The 13,026-nt window shown below is 64.8% G+C and carries 13 protein-coding genes and 1 pseudogene; 4 read left to right on the forward strand and 10 right to left on the reverse strand.

Annotated elements, in window-relative coordinates:
• Window positions 1–34: 34 nt before the first annotated feature.
• A complete protein-coding gene (locus ACFXS9_RS11145; protein ID WP_392688646.1) occupies window positions 35–982 on the reverse strand; it encodes an alpha/beta hydrolase in 948 nt (315 codons plus the stop codon).
• A 120-nt stretch (window positions 983–1,102) separates the two neighbouring features.
• Window positions 1,103–1,882 (reverse strand): SDR family NAD(P)-dependent oxidoreductase, encoded by a 780-nt coding sequence (locus ACFXS9_RS11150; RefSeq protein ID WP_392688649.1) that lies wholly within the window; start codon window positions 1,880–1,882, stop codon window positions 1,103–1,105.
• 282 nt (window positions 1,883–2,164) lie between these two features.
• On the opposite strand from ACFXS9_RS11150, the gene ACFXS9_RS11155 reads away from it, so the two are divergent.
• The gene (locus ACFXS9_RS11155; RefSeq protein ID WP_392688652.1) at window positions 2,165–3,148 is read left to right on the forward strand and encodes a DUF2155 domain-containing protein; all 984 of its coding nucleotides are present in this window, start codon (window positions 2,165–2,167) and stop codon (window positions 3,146–3,148) included.
• Between the two features lie 31 nt (window positions 3,149–3,179).
• Here the strand turns inward: ACFXS9_RS11155 and ACFXS9_RS11160 are convergent.
• Window positions 3,180–4,138 (reverse strand): annotated as a pseudogene (locus ACFXS9_RS11160) (LysR family transcriptional regulator).
• Window positions 4,139–4,238: 100 nt separating this feature from the next.
• Here ACFXS9_RS11160 and ACFXS9_RS11165 point away from each other — a divergent pair.
• Window positions 4,239–5,420 (forward strand): MFS transporter, encoded by a 1,182-nt coding sequence (locus tag ACFXS9_RS11165; RefSeq protein WP_392688655.1) that lies wholly within the window; start codon window positions 4,239–4,241, stop codon window positions 5,418–5,420.
• A 28-nt stretch (window positions 5,421–5,448) separates the two neighbouring features.
• A complete protein-coding gene (locus ACFXS9_RS11170) occupies window positions 5,449–6,483 on the forward strand; it encodes an aldo/keto reductase (RefSeq protein ID WP_392688658.1) in 1,035 nt (344 codons plus the stop codon).
• A gap of 78 nt (window positions 6,484–6,561) precedes the next feature.
• Here ACFXS9_RS11170 and aat read toward each other — a convergent pair whose 3' ends face one another.
• Window positions 6,562–7,236 (reverse strand): leucyl/phenylalanyl-tRNA--protein transferase, encoded by a 675-nt coding sequence (gene aat, locus ACFXS9_RS11175; protein ID WP_392688661.1) that lies wholly within the window; start codon window positions 7,234–7,236, stop codon window positions 6,562–6,564.
• A 132-nt stretch (window positions 7,237–7,368) separates the two neighbouring features.
• Here aat and ACFXS9_RS11180 point away from each other — a divergent pair, with 132 nt between their 5' ends.
• Entirely contained in the window at window positions 7,369–8,310 is a 942-nt protein-coding gene (locus ACFXS9_RS11180; protein WP_392688664.1) for an AEC family transporter, read from the forward strand.
• Window positions 8,311–8,322: 12 nt separating this feature from the next.
• On the opposite strand, the gene ACFXS9_RS11185 is transcribed toward ACFXS9_RS11180, so the two are convergent.
• From ACFXS9_RS11185 to ACFXS9_RS11210, 6 genes are all read right to left on the reverse strand, one after another.
• Window positions 8,323–9,198 carry an amidohydrolase family protein gene (locus ACFXS9_RS11185; RefSeq protein WP_392688666.1) on the reverse strand — a complete coding sequence of 292 codons (876 nt, stop codon included), beginning with the start codon at window positions 9,196–9,198 and terminating at the stop codon, window positions 8,323–8,325.
• A gap of 23 nt (window positions 9,199–9,221) precedes the next feature.
• The gene (locus ACFXS9_RS11190; protein ID WP_392688669.1) at window positions 9,222–9,605 is read right to left on the reverse strand and encodes a RidA family protein; all 384 of its coding nucleotides are present in this window, start codon (window positions 9,603–9,605) and stop codon (window positions 9,222–9,224) included.
• Between the two features lie 29 nt (window positions 9,606–9,634).
• Window positions 9,635–10,438, reverse strand: coding sequence for a 2-oxo-hept-4-ene-1,7-dioate hydratase (gene hpaH / locus ACFXS9_RS11195; RefSeq protein WP_392688672.1), 804 nt, complete (start codon window positions 10,436–10,438; stop codon window positions 9,635–9,637).
• A 3-nt stretch (window positions 10,439–10,441) separates the two neighbouring features.
• Window positions 10,442–11,302, reverse strand: a complete 861-nt coding sequence (locus ACFXS9_RS11200; protein ID WP_392688675.1) for a fumarylacetoacetate hydrolase family protein — start codon at window positions 11,300–11,302, stop codon at window positions 10,442–10,444.
• A gap of 72 nt (window positions 11,303–11,374) precedes the next feature.
• On the reverse strand, window positions 11,375–11,992 hold the full coding sequence (locus ACFXS9_RS11205) for a flavin reductase family protein (protein ID WP_392688678.1): 618 nt from the start codon (window positions 11,990–11,992) through the stop codon (window positions 11,375–11,377).
• 3 nt (window positions 11,993–11,995) lie between these two features.
• The gene (locus ACFXS9_RS11210) at window positions 11,996–12,973 is read right to left on the reverse strand and encodes a Bug family tripartite tricarboxylate transporter substrate binding protein (RefSeq protein WP_392688681.1); all 978 of its coding nucleotides are present in this window, start codon (window positions 12,971–12,973) and stop codon (window positions 11,996–11,998) included.
• Between the last annotated feature and the right edge of the window lie 53 nt (window positions 12,974–13,026).

A 13,026-nucleotide genomic window follows, 5' to 3' on the forward strand; every position in this document is an offset into this window, starting at 1 on the left:
GTCACGGTTTACGGATAGCGTTGCGCAATGTGCATTATTTCAACGTTTTCAGCCAGCCGGCGATTTCGCTGACGGCGACATTGGCCTGCTGCAGCAGCTTGCCCATGGTGAAGAAGCCGTGGAATTGGCCCGGGAAATGCCGGTAGGTCATGGGCACGCCGGCTTCCTTCAGCCGCGCGGCATATTCGGCGCCCTCGTCGCGCAGCGGATCGGCGCCTGTGGTCAGCACATAGGCCGGCGGCAACTCTGCCAGCGTTTTCGCGCGCGCGGGCGAAGCCTTCCAATGCTCGATGTCGGCCGCGCCGTTCAAATAATGGTTGCAGAACCATTTGATCACGGAGTGCGTCAGCAGGATGCTGGTCTCAGGCTCGCTGTGCGAGGGATGCGTCATCGCAAAATCGGTGGCGGGATAAATCAGCACCTGGCCGGCGAGCTTCGGGCCGTCGCCGTCGCGTGCGGCGAGCGCCACGACCGCGGCGAGATTGCCGCCAGCGCTGTCGCCGCCGACCAGCAAGTGGCCGGCGTCGATGCCGAGCCGGCTGGCATTGGCGGCAACCCACTTCGTCGCCGTGATGGCGTCGTCGGCAGCAGCGGGGAATTTGTGCTCCGGCGCCAGCCGGTAGTCGACCGAGATCACGATCAACTCGCCCTCGTGGGCAAGCTTCTGGCAGACCACTTCATGGGTATCGAGGTCGCCGATCACCCAGCCGCCGCCGTGAAAGAATACCAGGCACGGCGCAAGGCCGTTGCTCTTGCGCAGCGCCTTCGGCGTGTAGATGCGCGCCGGAATCGTGCCGTGCGGCGCGGGAATCGCGAGCGGCTTGGTCGATTCGAGCGCGGGCGGTTCGGGATTACTGACGACGCGGGCGCTTCGATAATATTCGCGCGCTTCCGGCGCGGTCAGCGTCTCATAGGCGGGACGGCCCGCCTCCTGGAAAGCTTTGTAGACGGCAGCGGCATCGGGATCGAGCGTGACGGGCATGAAACCTCTCGTTTTGAGTTGTCATCCCGGGGCGCGCAGCGAACCTGGGATCTTGAGATTCTCTGATGTGCAATTGCACATCATAGTTCGGTCCTTCCGGACCGCCCCGGAATGACGATGCTAAGCCGCGGTGCGGCCGCCATCGACGGTATAGGCGGAGCCGGAAACGTAGCTGGCCTCGTCGGAGGCCAGGAACGCCACGATGGAGGCGACTTCAGAGGCTTGTCCGAGCCGCCGCGCCGGAATCCGGTCGACGATCTTTTCGGTCGGCGGCGGCTCATTGCCGGGATTGCGGCCCTGCAGAATCGTGCTCAGCATCCGGCTGTCGATCAGGCCGGGACAGACGCAGTTCACCCGCACGCCGGTGCCGGTGCACTCCCATGCGGCGCTCTTGGTGAGACCGATCACCGCGTGCTTGCTGGCGCTGTAGACGGCGATCATTGGCGAGCCGATCAAGCCGGCGATGGAGGCGGTGTTGATGATGCTGCCCTTGTTCTGCTTCAGCATCACCGGCAGCACGTGCTTCATGCCGAGAAAGACGCCGACCACGTTGACGTCGAGCACGCGCCGAAAACTCTCCAGCGAATATTCCGGGATCGGCTTGATATCGCCCTCGACGCCGGCGTTGTTGTAGAAGACATCGATCGTGCCGAACCGGTCGACGCTGGCGCGGACATATTCCGCGACTTCTTCCTCCCGGGTAACGTCCGCCGCGACCGCGAGCGCTTCGGCCGAGGCCGGCAGGTCCTTGATGGCGGTCGCAAGATCCTGCTCCTTGCGGTCGATGGCGACGATGCGGGCGCCGCGCTCGGCCAGCAGGCGGATGGTCGCGGTTCCAATGACACCGGCCGCGCCGGTCACGACGGCAACCCGGCCATCGAGGCGAATTCGATCGGGCATAGCTTGAGGTTTCCTCTGGCTCGTCCGGTTATCCCGGATTTTGGTGGTTTTCGCGCGTGGCCGCGCGACGGGAGCGACTATTTCATCGGAAACGGGGTGTGGCTAGATATATGGGACGAGCACAGAGAACGGTTTCCGCCTTCCAGGCCATGTTCACTGCGGCGGGATGAGGGCAAACCGCCCTTTCCCCGCCGTATTCACCGTGTTAACCGGGAGGGACGCGAGCGGCGGACAAGTCTGTACTATGTCGCGAGCCCGATTCGCCTGTTAAAGCCGCGCGAGATGCTTCGAACCATTGCCCTGACCGGTCTTGCGGCCCTGATTGCCGCCACCACGACCTCGCTTGCGCCGCCCGCGCAGGCGCAGATCGGCAATATCTTTTCGGATCCTCCGCTGCGGCCGCCGGGCGCCATTCCCCGCGGCAATCAACAGCAGCAACAATTTCCCGACGACGACGAGGAAGTACCGGAACTGCCGCGCGGCCGTCTGCTGCCGACCCCGAACCGTCCGCCGCCGGGGCAGGGCGCTCCACCGCCGGGAAGCTTCCAGTCGCAGCCGCTGGCGCCGCCGCCCGGCACCACCGCTCCTCCGCAGGGGACGCAGCCAGGCGTCGCGGTTCAGCCGCCGCAGCCCGGAGGTCCAGGCGTCGCCAACGCGCCGCCGGGACAGCGCCAGCCCCCGGCCAAGGGCGTGCCCAATTCGCCGGCGACCCTGCAGCCGGGCGACGAGGTCGTGTCCGAACCGCCGGCCACCAAGATCACCAACAAGAAGGCGAGCTTCTCCGGTCTCGACAAGATCACCGGCCGCATCATCAATTTCGACGAGGACATCGGCGAGACCGTGCAGTTCGGCGCACTGCGCGTGAAGACCAGCGCCTGCTACACGCGCCCATCGACGGAAGCTGCCAACACCGATGCGTTCGTGGAGGTCGACGAGATCACGCTGCAAGGTGAGGTGAAGCGGATATTCTCGGGCTGGATGTTCGCCGCCAGTCCCGGCCTGCACGGCGTTGAGCACCCGGTCTACGATATCTGGCTCACCGACTGTAAAGGCCCTGACCAGACCATCGTCAGCGCACAGCCCGATCCGGCCAAGTCGGCCGCGCCGCCGCAGGCTGCGAAGCGTCCGCCGCCGCCGAAGCAGGCGGCGCCGCGCCCACCGGGACCGCCGCCGCAGCCGCAATTCCAGCAGCAGCCGCAGCAGGCCCCACCACCTCCGCCGCAGCAGCGGCCGGGCGGGTTGTTTGGTGGATTGTTCGGGAATTAGCGGCGTCCATGCCCCGCGGGGCACTTATCACTCAGTATCCGCCGTGCAGCTTCCACTTGCCGTCGGCCGTGCGCCTTAGGGTGGGGTCGCACATCCGGATGTGCGTTGCGAGGAAATCGATGAAGGTGCGCACGCGCGCCGGCAGCGGTCCGGCGTGGCCGACGTAGATCGCATGAATGTCTTCGCGGTCCCCGGGATTGTAGTTCTGCAGCATTGGGACCAGGCGCCCGGCCTCGATGTCGGGACCGATGTGGAATAGAGCCAGGCGTGCGCAGCCAACGCCGCCGAGGGCGAGCCGGCGGACCGCTTCGCCGTCACTGGCGCGCGCGGCCGGCGGCGGCAGCACCTCCTCGATCCGCTCGCCGCGCCGGAATGGCCAGCCGCGAATGCTGCGCGGAAAAGTCCAGCCGATGCCGCGATGACTGGCGAGTTCTGCCGGTGTCTTCGGCTCGCCGAAACGGGCAAGATAGGACGGCGCGGCTACCACCGCCATGCGGCTGGTTCCGAGCTTGCGCGCGACGAGGCGCGAAGCCCCCAGCGGCCCGACGCGGATGGCTACGTCGGCGCGCTCCTGCATCAAGTCGATGATTGTGTCGGTGAAGACAATGTCGACCGTGATCTCCGGATGCTCGACAAGGAAGCGCGGCAACAGCGGCATCACGTGCTGCATGCCAAAGGGGATGTTGCTGTTCACCATCAGATGCCCGCGCGGCGCTGCACCGGAGCCGGCCTCGCGCTCGGCCTCCTCGATCTCGCCGAGGATGCGCAGCGAGCGCTGGTAGAAGGCTTGGCCTTCCTCAGTCAGTTGGAGTTTGCGCGTCGTCCGGTTGACGAGCCGCGTGCCGAGCCGGGCTTCCAGGCGGGATACCAGCTTGCTGACGCCGGATGGGGTCAGGCGAAAGCTCTTGCCGCGGCGGTGAACCCGCCGAGGTCGACGACGCGGACGAAGACCTCCATCTCGGCGGAACGATTGGTGTCGAGCCGGGCCATGATTTCACGTCACAAATGATTGGACTACCGGCACTCTAATTCTTCTGCCGCCCTTCCGCTATTTGCGTTGCAGCAACCCTGTCCTGATCCGGAGCAACGCATGCCTGCCGCCGTCCTTGCGCTGACCGCCGGTGCCTTTGGCATCGGCACCACTGAATTCATCATCATGGGTCTCTTGCTGCAGGTCGCCGCCGACATGCAGGTCTCGGTCTCCGCGGCAGGTCTCCTGATTTCCGGTTATGCGCTCGGCGTGTTCGTGGGTGCGCCGACCCTGACGCTGGCGACGCGGCGGATGCCGCGCAAGGCGGTGCTGCTTTCTCTGATGGCGATCTTTACCCTCGGCAACGCCGCCTGCGCGCTGGCGCCGGACTACGGGCTGTTGATGGCGGCGCGGATCCTCACCTCTCTCGCCCATGGCACATTTTTTGGCGTCGGTTCGGTGGTGGCTACGAGCCTCGTCGCCGAGGACAAGCGCGCTTCGGCGATTGCCACCATGTTCATTGGGCTGACGGTGGCTACTCTGCTCGGCGTTCCCTTCGGCGCGTGGTTCGGCCTGATGCTGGGATGGCGTGCCGCGTTCTGGGCGGTGACCGCGATCGGTGTGGTCGCCTTCGCGGTGCTTGTCGTTCTCGTTCCCAATCATGTAGGCGGCAATGAGAAAGCTCTTTCGCTGCGCGAGGAACTGGCGCTGGTCGGCCGTCCGCAAGTCCTGCTCGGCCTCGCCATGACCGTGTTCGGCTTTGCCGGCCTGTTTGTGGTCTTTACCTATGTCCAGCCGATCCTGACGCGACTGACCGGCTTCTCTGAAGCGGCGGTCTCGCCGATTCTTCTCGTGTTCGGCGTCGGCCTGTCGATCGGCAATCTTGCGGGTGGGCGGCTCGCGGACCGCGGTCTCGGACGCGCCCTGATCGGCACGCTTGCGGCGCTTGCGCTCGTGCTCGTCGCGCTTGCGGCGGTGCTGTCGATCAAAGGCCTCGCGGTGGCGTTTATCTTCCTGCTCGGCGCCGCCGCCTTCGCCACCGTGGCGCCGCTGCAGCTTCGCGTGCTCGAAGCAGCCGGCGCGGAGGGGCGCACGCTCGCATCCAGCCTCAACATCGCGGCCTTCAATCTTGGCAATGCGCTCGGCGCCTGGGCCGGCGGGCTTACGATCGATCACGGCTGGGGCCTTGCCGCGCTTCCGCTCGTCGCGGCGGCGATCACCGCGGCAGGACTCCTGCTGGCGCTATGGAGCATGCATCTGGACCGTCCGGTACCTTCCGCTGCGGCGTGCCCGGCGGAATGAAAGCAAGGGATCAAAAGGGAGAACAATGATGGAATATCGCAACCTCGGCGCCTCGGGCCTGAAGGTCCCCGTTATCAGTTTCGGTACTGGCACGTTCGGCGGACAGGGGCCGCTATTTTCGGCCTGGGGCCGGAGTGGTGCCGAGGAGGCGAGGCGGCTAATCGACATCTGCCTCGAGGCCGGCGTCAATCTGTTCGACACCGCCGATGTCTATTCGAACGGCGCGTCGGAAACGATTCTGGGCGCCGCGATCAAAGGCCGCCGCGACAGAGTGCTGGTCTCTACCAAGACGAGCTTGCCGACGGGTGACGGTCCATTCGACGCCGGCTCATCGCGACATCGCCTCGTGTCGGCGGTGGACGCTGCGTTGCGGCGGCTCGGGACCGACTACATTGACTTGCTGCAGCTCCACGCCTTCGATGCCTTCACGCCAATCGAGGAAGTGCTGTCGACGCTTGATGGGCTCGTTCGTGGCGGCAAGTTGCGCTACGTCGGCGCCTCCAACTTCTCGGGCTGGCAGTTGATGAAGTCGCTCGCCATTGCCGCGCGTCACGGCTGGACGCGCCATGTGGCGCACCAAGTCTATTATTCGCTTGTCGGCCGCGACTATGAGTGGGAGCTCATGCCGCTCGGCCTCGATCAGGGCGTCGGCGCGCTGGTCTGGAGCCCGCTGGGTTGGGGGCGTCTCACCGGCAGGATACGACGCGGCCAGCCGCTGCCGGCTGGTAGCCGCCTGCGCGAGACAGCGCAGTTCGGTCCACCAGTCGACGAGGAGCGGCTCTATCGCGTCGTCGATGTCCTCGATGCCGTCGCGACCGAGACCGGTCGCACTGTGCCGCAGGTCGCGATCGCATGGCTGCTCACCCGCCCAAGCGTGTCGTCCGTGATCATCGGCGCGCGCGACGAAGCGCAACTGCGCGACAATCTCGGCGCCGTCGGCTGGTCGCTGACCGCCGAGCAGGTCGCGCTCCTGGACAAAGCGAGCGCGGTGATGCCGTGCTATCCCTATTATCCTTATCGTGTCCAGGAAGGCTTTGCGCGATTGAACCCGCCGCCGGTTTGAGCCAATTGGAAGCGGGCGACACGACGAGCCCAGTCGCTCTCGATTGCCCGGCGCCGCGCGCACAAGGTTTGGACCAAATCAATTGCGTTTGGCAATGATCGCGAGTGCATCGGCACCGCTGATGCTGGGCGGCAAACGCGTAAAATCCGCTGGCTCTCCGGCAATCGCCTTGTCGAGCAAGGCGCGATAGCGGCGCCTTGGAATTTCGATCGCGCCGAAGCTGCGCAGATGTTCGGTGACATATTGCGTGTCGAGCAGCTCGAACCCGCCTGCGATCATCCGCGCCACCAGATGCACCAGCGCCACCTTGGAAGCGTCGCGGGCGCGGTGAAACATGCTCTCGCCGAAGAAGGCCCGCCCCAGGCTGACACCGTAGAGGCCGCCAGCGAGGTCGCCGTCATGCCAGACCTCGACGCTGTGGCAGTGGCCGAGCTCGTGGAGCCCGAGATAGAGATCGCGGATGCGCTTGTTGATCCAGGTGTCGTCGCGGCCCGGCTGCGGCGCCGCGCAGCCCGCGATGACCGCCTTGAAGGCGGTATCGACGGTCACGCGGAAAGTGTCCGAACGCACGGTGCGGGCAAGCCGCGAGGCGATGCGGAAGCCGTCGAGCGGAATGACGCCGCGCATTTCCGGCTCGACCCAGAACAGCGTCGGATCGCCGGCACTCTCGGCCATCGGGAAGATGCCGCAGGCATAGGCCCGCAGCAGCACTTCGGGCGTGATTTCGGAAGCAGCAGACTCGCGCGAGGTCATGTGCCGATGATAGCAGGACGCATGGGGCGTATGCTACGTTCCATGACAAATTGGTGCGCAGTATAGCCGCATCCATACGAAGCGGATGACGACGGGGTATTCGCCCGGCCGAATTTCCAAGATGAGTGCGGCATGAGCGCAGTATTGATCGTCGTTCCGGTGTTCGCCTTGATTGCGGCGGGTTATGCGGCAGTCGCGCTGCGTTTCATCTCCCCGATGGCGCATAAGGGCATTGCCGAGTTCGCCTTCAGCATCGCCATTCCGGCACTGCTGTTCCGGATCGTGGTTGTCGCGGAATTTCCCGCCGTGAGCGCCTTCTCGGTGTGGGGCGCCTATTATGGGGCAACGGCGGTCACGTGGATCGCCGCGCTGCTGGCGTCATCTCTTCTTAGGCAATCCCGGGCGGATGGCGTGGTGCTCGCGATCGGCTCGATCTACGGCAATATCGTGATGCTCGGCATTCCCCTGACGTTGTCGGCGCTGGGAAGTCAGGCCGCCGGCTCGATGGCCTTGATCCTGTCGGTCAACACGCCGCTGCTCTGGCTCTGCGGCACGCTGCAGATGGCCTGGGCGGAACGAAAATCGTCCGAGACGGCGCCGCTGCTGGTGCTGCGGGCCGTGCGCGAAATCGCGCGCAATCCGATCATGCTCGCGCTCGGCTTCGGCTTTCTCTGGCGCCTCACCGGATTGGGGCTGAACCCTGTCGCGGACAAGACTCTGGAACTGCTGGCGCAGGCGGGCTCGCCCACGGCCCTGATCGCGCTCGGCATCAATCTCTTTGGTTTCAGGATCAAGGGCCAGGCGCTCGCTATGGCGGTGATGTGCGCGCTCAAGCTTTTGGCGATGCCGGCCGCTGCGGCGGTCCTCGCGTTCCACGTTCTGGCGTTACCGCCGATTTCCGCGGCCGTGGTCGTTCTTTTCGCCGCGATGCCGACCGGCGCCAATGCCTATATCTTCTCGGCTCAGTACGGACGGCTCACCGAAGCCGTCTCGGGCGCCGTCGCGCTCGGCACGACGTTGGCGGCGGTAACGTTGCCCGTTGTCGTGTTATTCGTGACGTCCGCCCTGCGCTAGGCGCTATGCGGCCTAATCCCCGTAGCCGAATAGTTTGGCCGGGTTAGTGACCAGGATCCCCTTCAGCTCCGCTTCATCGGCCACATAGCGGTAGAGAAGTTCGAGCAGGTCGGCATCGTTGGGCGGCTGCACCACCGAAACCGGGTGCGGCCAGTCGCTGGCCCAGACGCAACGGTCCGGCACCGCGTCGATATAGGCGCGCGCGATCGGGATGACGTCGTCCCACGGCGGGCCCTTCTTAGAGGTCTTTTCGCCGAGCGACAGCATCACCCAGAAATTGCCCTTGGACAGAAGCTCCAGCATCTTCTGCAAGTTCGGGTCATCCTTGCCACGCGTTGGGTCAGGGCGCGCCATGTGATCGATCAACACGGGGACGTCGAGATTTTCGTACTTCGCGACGCTGGAGACGATGCCGTCCTTCTCCGGCTGGATCTTTGCATACCAGCCGAGTTCGCGAATCTTCGCGATGGCGCGCGCAAAATCCTTGTCCGAGAGCACGGCGCCGAGTTCCTGCCGGAAGCTGAAACGGGCGCCGCGGACACCGGCATCGTGCAGCTTGGCGAGATAGGCGTCATCGGCTTCGGCAAACACCAGCGCGTTGGCACAGCCGCGATAGTTCGGTCCCATCGCGGCGAGGCCATCGAGCACCACTGAATGATCGGCGCCATAGGTCGTGGTCTGCACGATGATGCCGCGCTCGATGCCGAGCGCCTTGTGGACGCGAAGCGCAGCCTCCCAGGTCGCAGTCGGCATCTGGTAGGCGGCACCCGGCCGCACCGGATATTTTTCCAGCGGCCCCAACACGTGAAACTGGCTGTCGACGCTCTTCGGCGGCGGCAGTTTCGAGGGGCGGCGCGGGTTCGGATCGAACGGAAGATAGGTCGGCATCTCGGGTTCCTGTCTGATCGCGGTCAGCCGATCACGGCGGTGAAATCGCATTGCACGAGCGCGCCATTCTCCATGTCCATCTGCAGCGCATGGCGGGCAGGGCGGGAATGCTCGTCGGGAAACATCTTCAGCCATTCGGTATTGACCGGCGCGCGCTGCTTTCGATCCTGCAGCCATACCGTCATCTTGATGATGTCATCGGTCGTGCCGCCGCCGGCTTCCACGGTGGCCTTCATATGCGCGAACATGTTGGCGCACTGGTCCTCGATGCGTTCGGGCATTGCGCCGGTCGCGGGGTCACGGCCGAGGATGACGCCGGACATCAGGAGATTGCCGATACGGCAGGCGTTCGGAATGGGATTGGCGTGCTTGAATTCGCCGATGTGAATGCTCTTGCGCCTTGTCATGGCTGCTCTCCCTCCGGGATGCTTCTCGTTCAGACGAACTGGCAGGACACCGATCCGAACCGGCCGTAATCGGCATGAAACGTGTCGCCCCTGGTGATCTCGACCGGGCGCGTAAACGATCCCGCCAGCACCACTTCACCGGCCTCGAGATACTCGCCTTGGGCGGCTAGCCGATCTGCAAGCCAGGCCACGCCGTTGGCAGGGTGGTTGAGCACGCCGGCGGCGATGCCGGTCTCCTCGATCTGGCCGTTGCGAAACAACAGCGCGCCGATCCAGCGCAGGTCGGCGTCGAGCGAGCGAATGGGCCGGCCGCCGACGACCAGTGCGGCGTTCGCGGCATTGTCGGAGATCGTATCCATCACCTTGCGCGGCGCCTTCGTCTCGGGATCGACGCGATGCATCCGGGTTTCCAGGATTTCGAGCGCCGGCGTGACGTAATCGGTGGCGTTGAGCACGTCGAACAGCGTGCAATCCGGGCCCTTCAGCGGCGTCTTCAGCACGAAGGCTAGCTCGACCTCGATGCGGGGAGCACGGAAACGGTCGAACGGGATCGGCGACGCATCGGGGTAGAACATGTCCGCAAACAGCACGCCGTAATCCGGCTCGGAAATGCCGACGGCGTTCTGCATCGCCTTCGATGTCAGGCCGATCTTGTGGCCCCTGACAATGCGGCCGCGGGAGAGCTGCAACCTGGTCCAGGCGCGCTGAATGGCGTAGGCGTCCTCGATCGTCAGATCAGGATATTCGCGCGTGAACGCCGGGATCAGCGACTTGCTGCGTTCGGCGTCATCGAGGCGCTGCGCCAGCCGCTCGATAGTTTGTTGATCGAGCATCTTCTATTGCTCCGCCGCCACGGTGTTGCGAAGGATGCCGATCTTTCCGGACTCTATCTCGACGACGTCGCCGACCTTGAGCCAGCGCGGCGGCGTGAATCGGGCGCCGGCCCCGGTCGGGGTACCGGTTGCGATCACGTCGCCGGGCCTTAAGGTGGCAAAGGTGGAGAGGTAGGCGATCAGGTAATCGAACGGGAACATCAGCCGCTCGGTGGAGTCGCTCTGGCGCACCTCGCCGTTGACACGGGTGATGATGTCATGCGGGCCACGCGGATCGCATTCGTCTGACGTGACGATCCACGGCCCGATGCTGCCCGAGCGGTCAAAGTTCTTGCCCTGGGTGACGTTGAACTTGCCGTGGTGCAGCCAGTCGCGAACGCTGCCCTCGTTGCACAGCGTCATGCCGAAGATGTGCTCCCACGCGCGCTCGCGGGGAATGTGCCGGCCTTCCTTGCCGATGACGATTACCAGCTCGCCTTCATAGTCGAGCTGTTCGGAGACATCAGGCTTCTCGATCGGCTGGCCGGAGCCGACGACGGAGGAGGGATTGCGGACGAACAGGCTCGGATATTTCGGCAGGTCCGAGTTGTCCTTGTACTCGGCGTTGCGATCCCTGTAGTTGACGCCGATGCACCAGAGCTTTTCCGGAGCCGGAATGGGCGGCAGCAGCACGAGGTCATCGAGCGCATGGTCCGGCTTGAGGCCGGTGACCATTTGGCGCGCAACGTCCAGACCGTCCTTGGCGATCAGGGTCCGAAGGTCAGGACATTTCGGTCCGAGCCGTTGGGTGAGGTCGACCACGCCGCCGTCGACTGCCGCGCCGTAGCGCGGCTCTCCTTCCACCAGATAGCTCACCAGTCGCATTGTCGTCCTCCTCGAGAATTCTGCTTCGATCTGCGTCCGCGTCAGCAAGCTCGCTACAGATTGCTGCCGCCGCTAATCGGTCGATTTCGGGGTTTGGAAGACGCCGCGCAGCGTCACGATCTCGCCGAGGCGGGCGTAGCGGGGCCCACCGATGCGGGCGATCGGGTCGAGCGCTTCGGTCTCGACCTTGCCGTTGTTCACGAGACCGTCGCGAATGTGGAACATCACGACCTCGCCGATGATGAGCCGGCTGCGCGCCTCGCCGAATTCGAGACATTGCCGAAACACGCATTCCATCGCGACCGGCGCGGCGGCAAGCCGGGGCACCTTGATGCGCTCGCTGGGACTCGTTTCCAGGTTGAGCTCTCCGACCTCGCTGACTTCGGGCGGATGCTCGACCGAGCTGTCATGCACCGCACCCATCAGCGGCGTGTCGGCGATGTGGATGACGTACTCCTCGGTGTCGAGGATGTTGTGCGCCGTATCCTTATAGTCGGGGCCCTTGCGGCCGACGCTGATGGCCAGCATCGGTGGCTTCTGCGAGACGAAGGTGAAGGCGCTGAACGGGGCGAGGTTGAGCACGCCCTTGCGCGACAGGCTCGTCACCCAGGCGATCGGACGCGGCACCACGATGCCGGTCATCAGCCGGTAAATCCGCTCCGCGCCGAGATCGCCGGGATCGATCTGCATGGATCAGTCAGCCTTGATGTTCGCCTTGCGGACAACGGGAATCCACTTGGCGTCCTCGCGTTCGAGGTAGCTCGTGAACTCTGCCGGCGTCATCGACACGGCCTCGGCGCCGAGCGCGTTGAACTTCTCGACGACGGCGGGATCTTTCAGGATCTCCGCGAGGGTATCGTGGAGCTTGGTAACGATTTCGGGCGGCGTGCGTGCGGGCGCGAACAGGCCGGTAAAGGTCTGGCCGTCAAATTCCTTGTGGCCGAGTTCGGTGAAAGTCGGGACATCCGGCAGCCAGGAGGCGCGGCGGCTGCCGGTGACGGCGAGCGCGCGCAGCATGCCGCTCTTGATCGAAGGCAACCCGACCGAGATCTGGTCCAGGGCAAACTGCACCTGTCCGCCGATCAGGTCGTTGAGAGCGGGTGCGTTGCCGCGGTAGTGCACCGTCAACCATTGCAGGCCCAACGTCGACTGCATGAGCTCGCTGAGCAGATGGTTGGTGGTGCCCTGGCCGGGCGAGGCCATCGTCAGCTTGCCCGGATCGCGGCGCGCGAGCTCGATGAATTCCTTCAGGTCCTTGGCCTGCACCGACGGATGCACTTCGAGCACCAGCGGCGTCATCGTGATCGAAGTAATGGGAACGAAGTCTCGCTTCCAGTTGTAGGCCTCGCGCTTGGCGATCTCGGGTGCGAACAGCACGGGACCATTGGCGCCGACGAACAAGGCATAGCCGTCGGGCGGCATTTTCGCGAACGCCTCGCCGGCGATCAGTCCGCCGGCGCCAGCCTTGTTTTCCACGATGAACGGCTGGCCCAGCTTCGCCTGCAGCCTGTCGGCGATGACGCGCGCAGCGCTATCGACATTGCCGCCTGCGGGGTAAGGGACGATCAGCTTAACCTGACGCGCCGGCCATTGCTGGGCGTCAGCCGGTGTGTTCAACGCTGCCGTGAATAGTGTCGACAGAGCGACGCCTGCGATCGCGAAAAATTTCATCGCATTCTCCCGAAAAGCGGCACATCTGCCGCTACATTCTTGTTTTGCGCGAG

It is taken from the genome of Bradyrhizobium sp. RDI18 (assembly GCF_043203335.1).
GTDB classification, from domain to species: Bacteria; Pseudomonadota; Alphaproteobacteria; order Rhizobiales; family Xanthobacteraceae; genus Bradyrhizobium; species Bradyrhizobium retamae.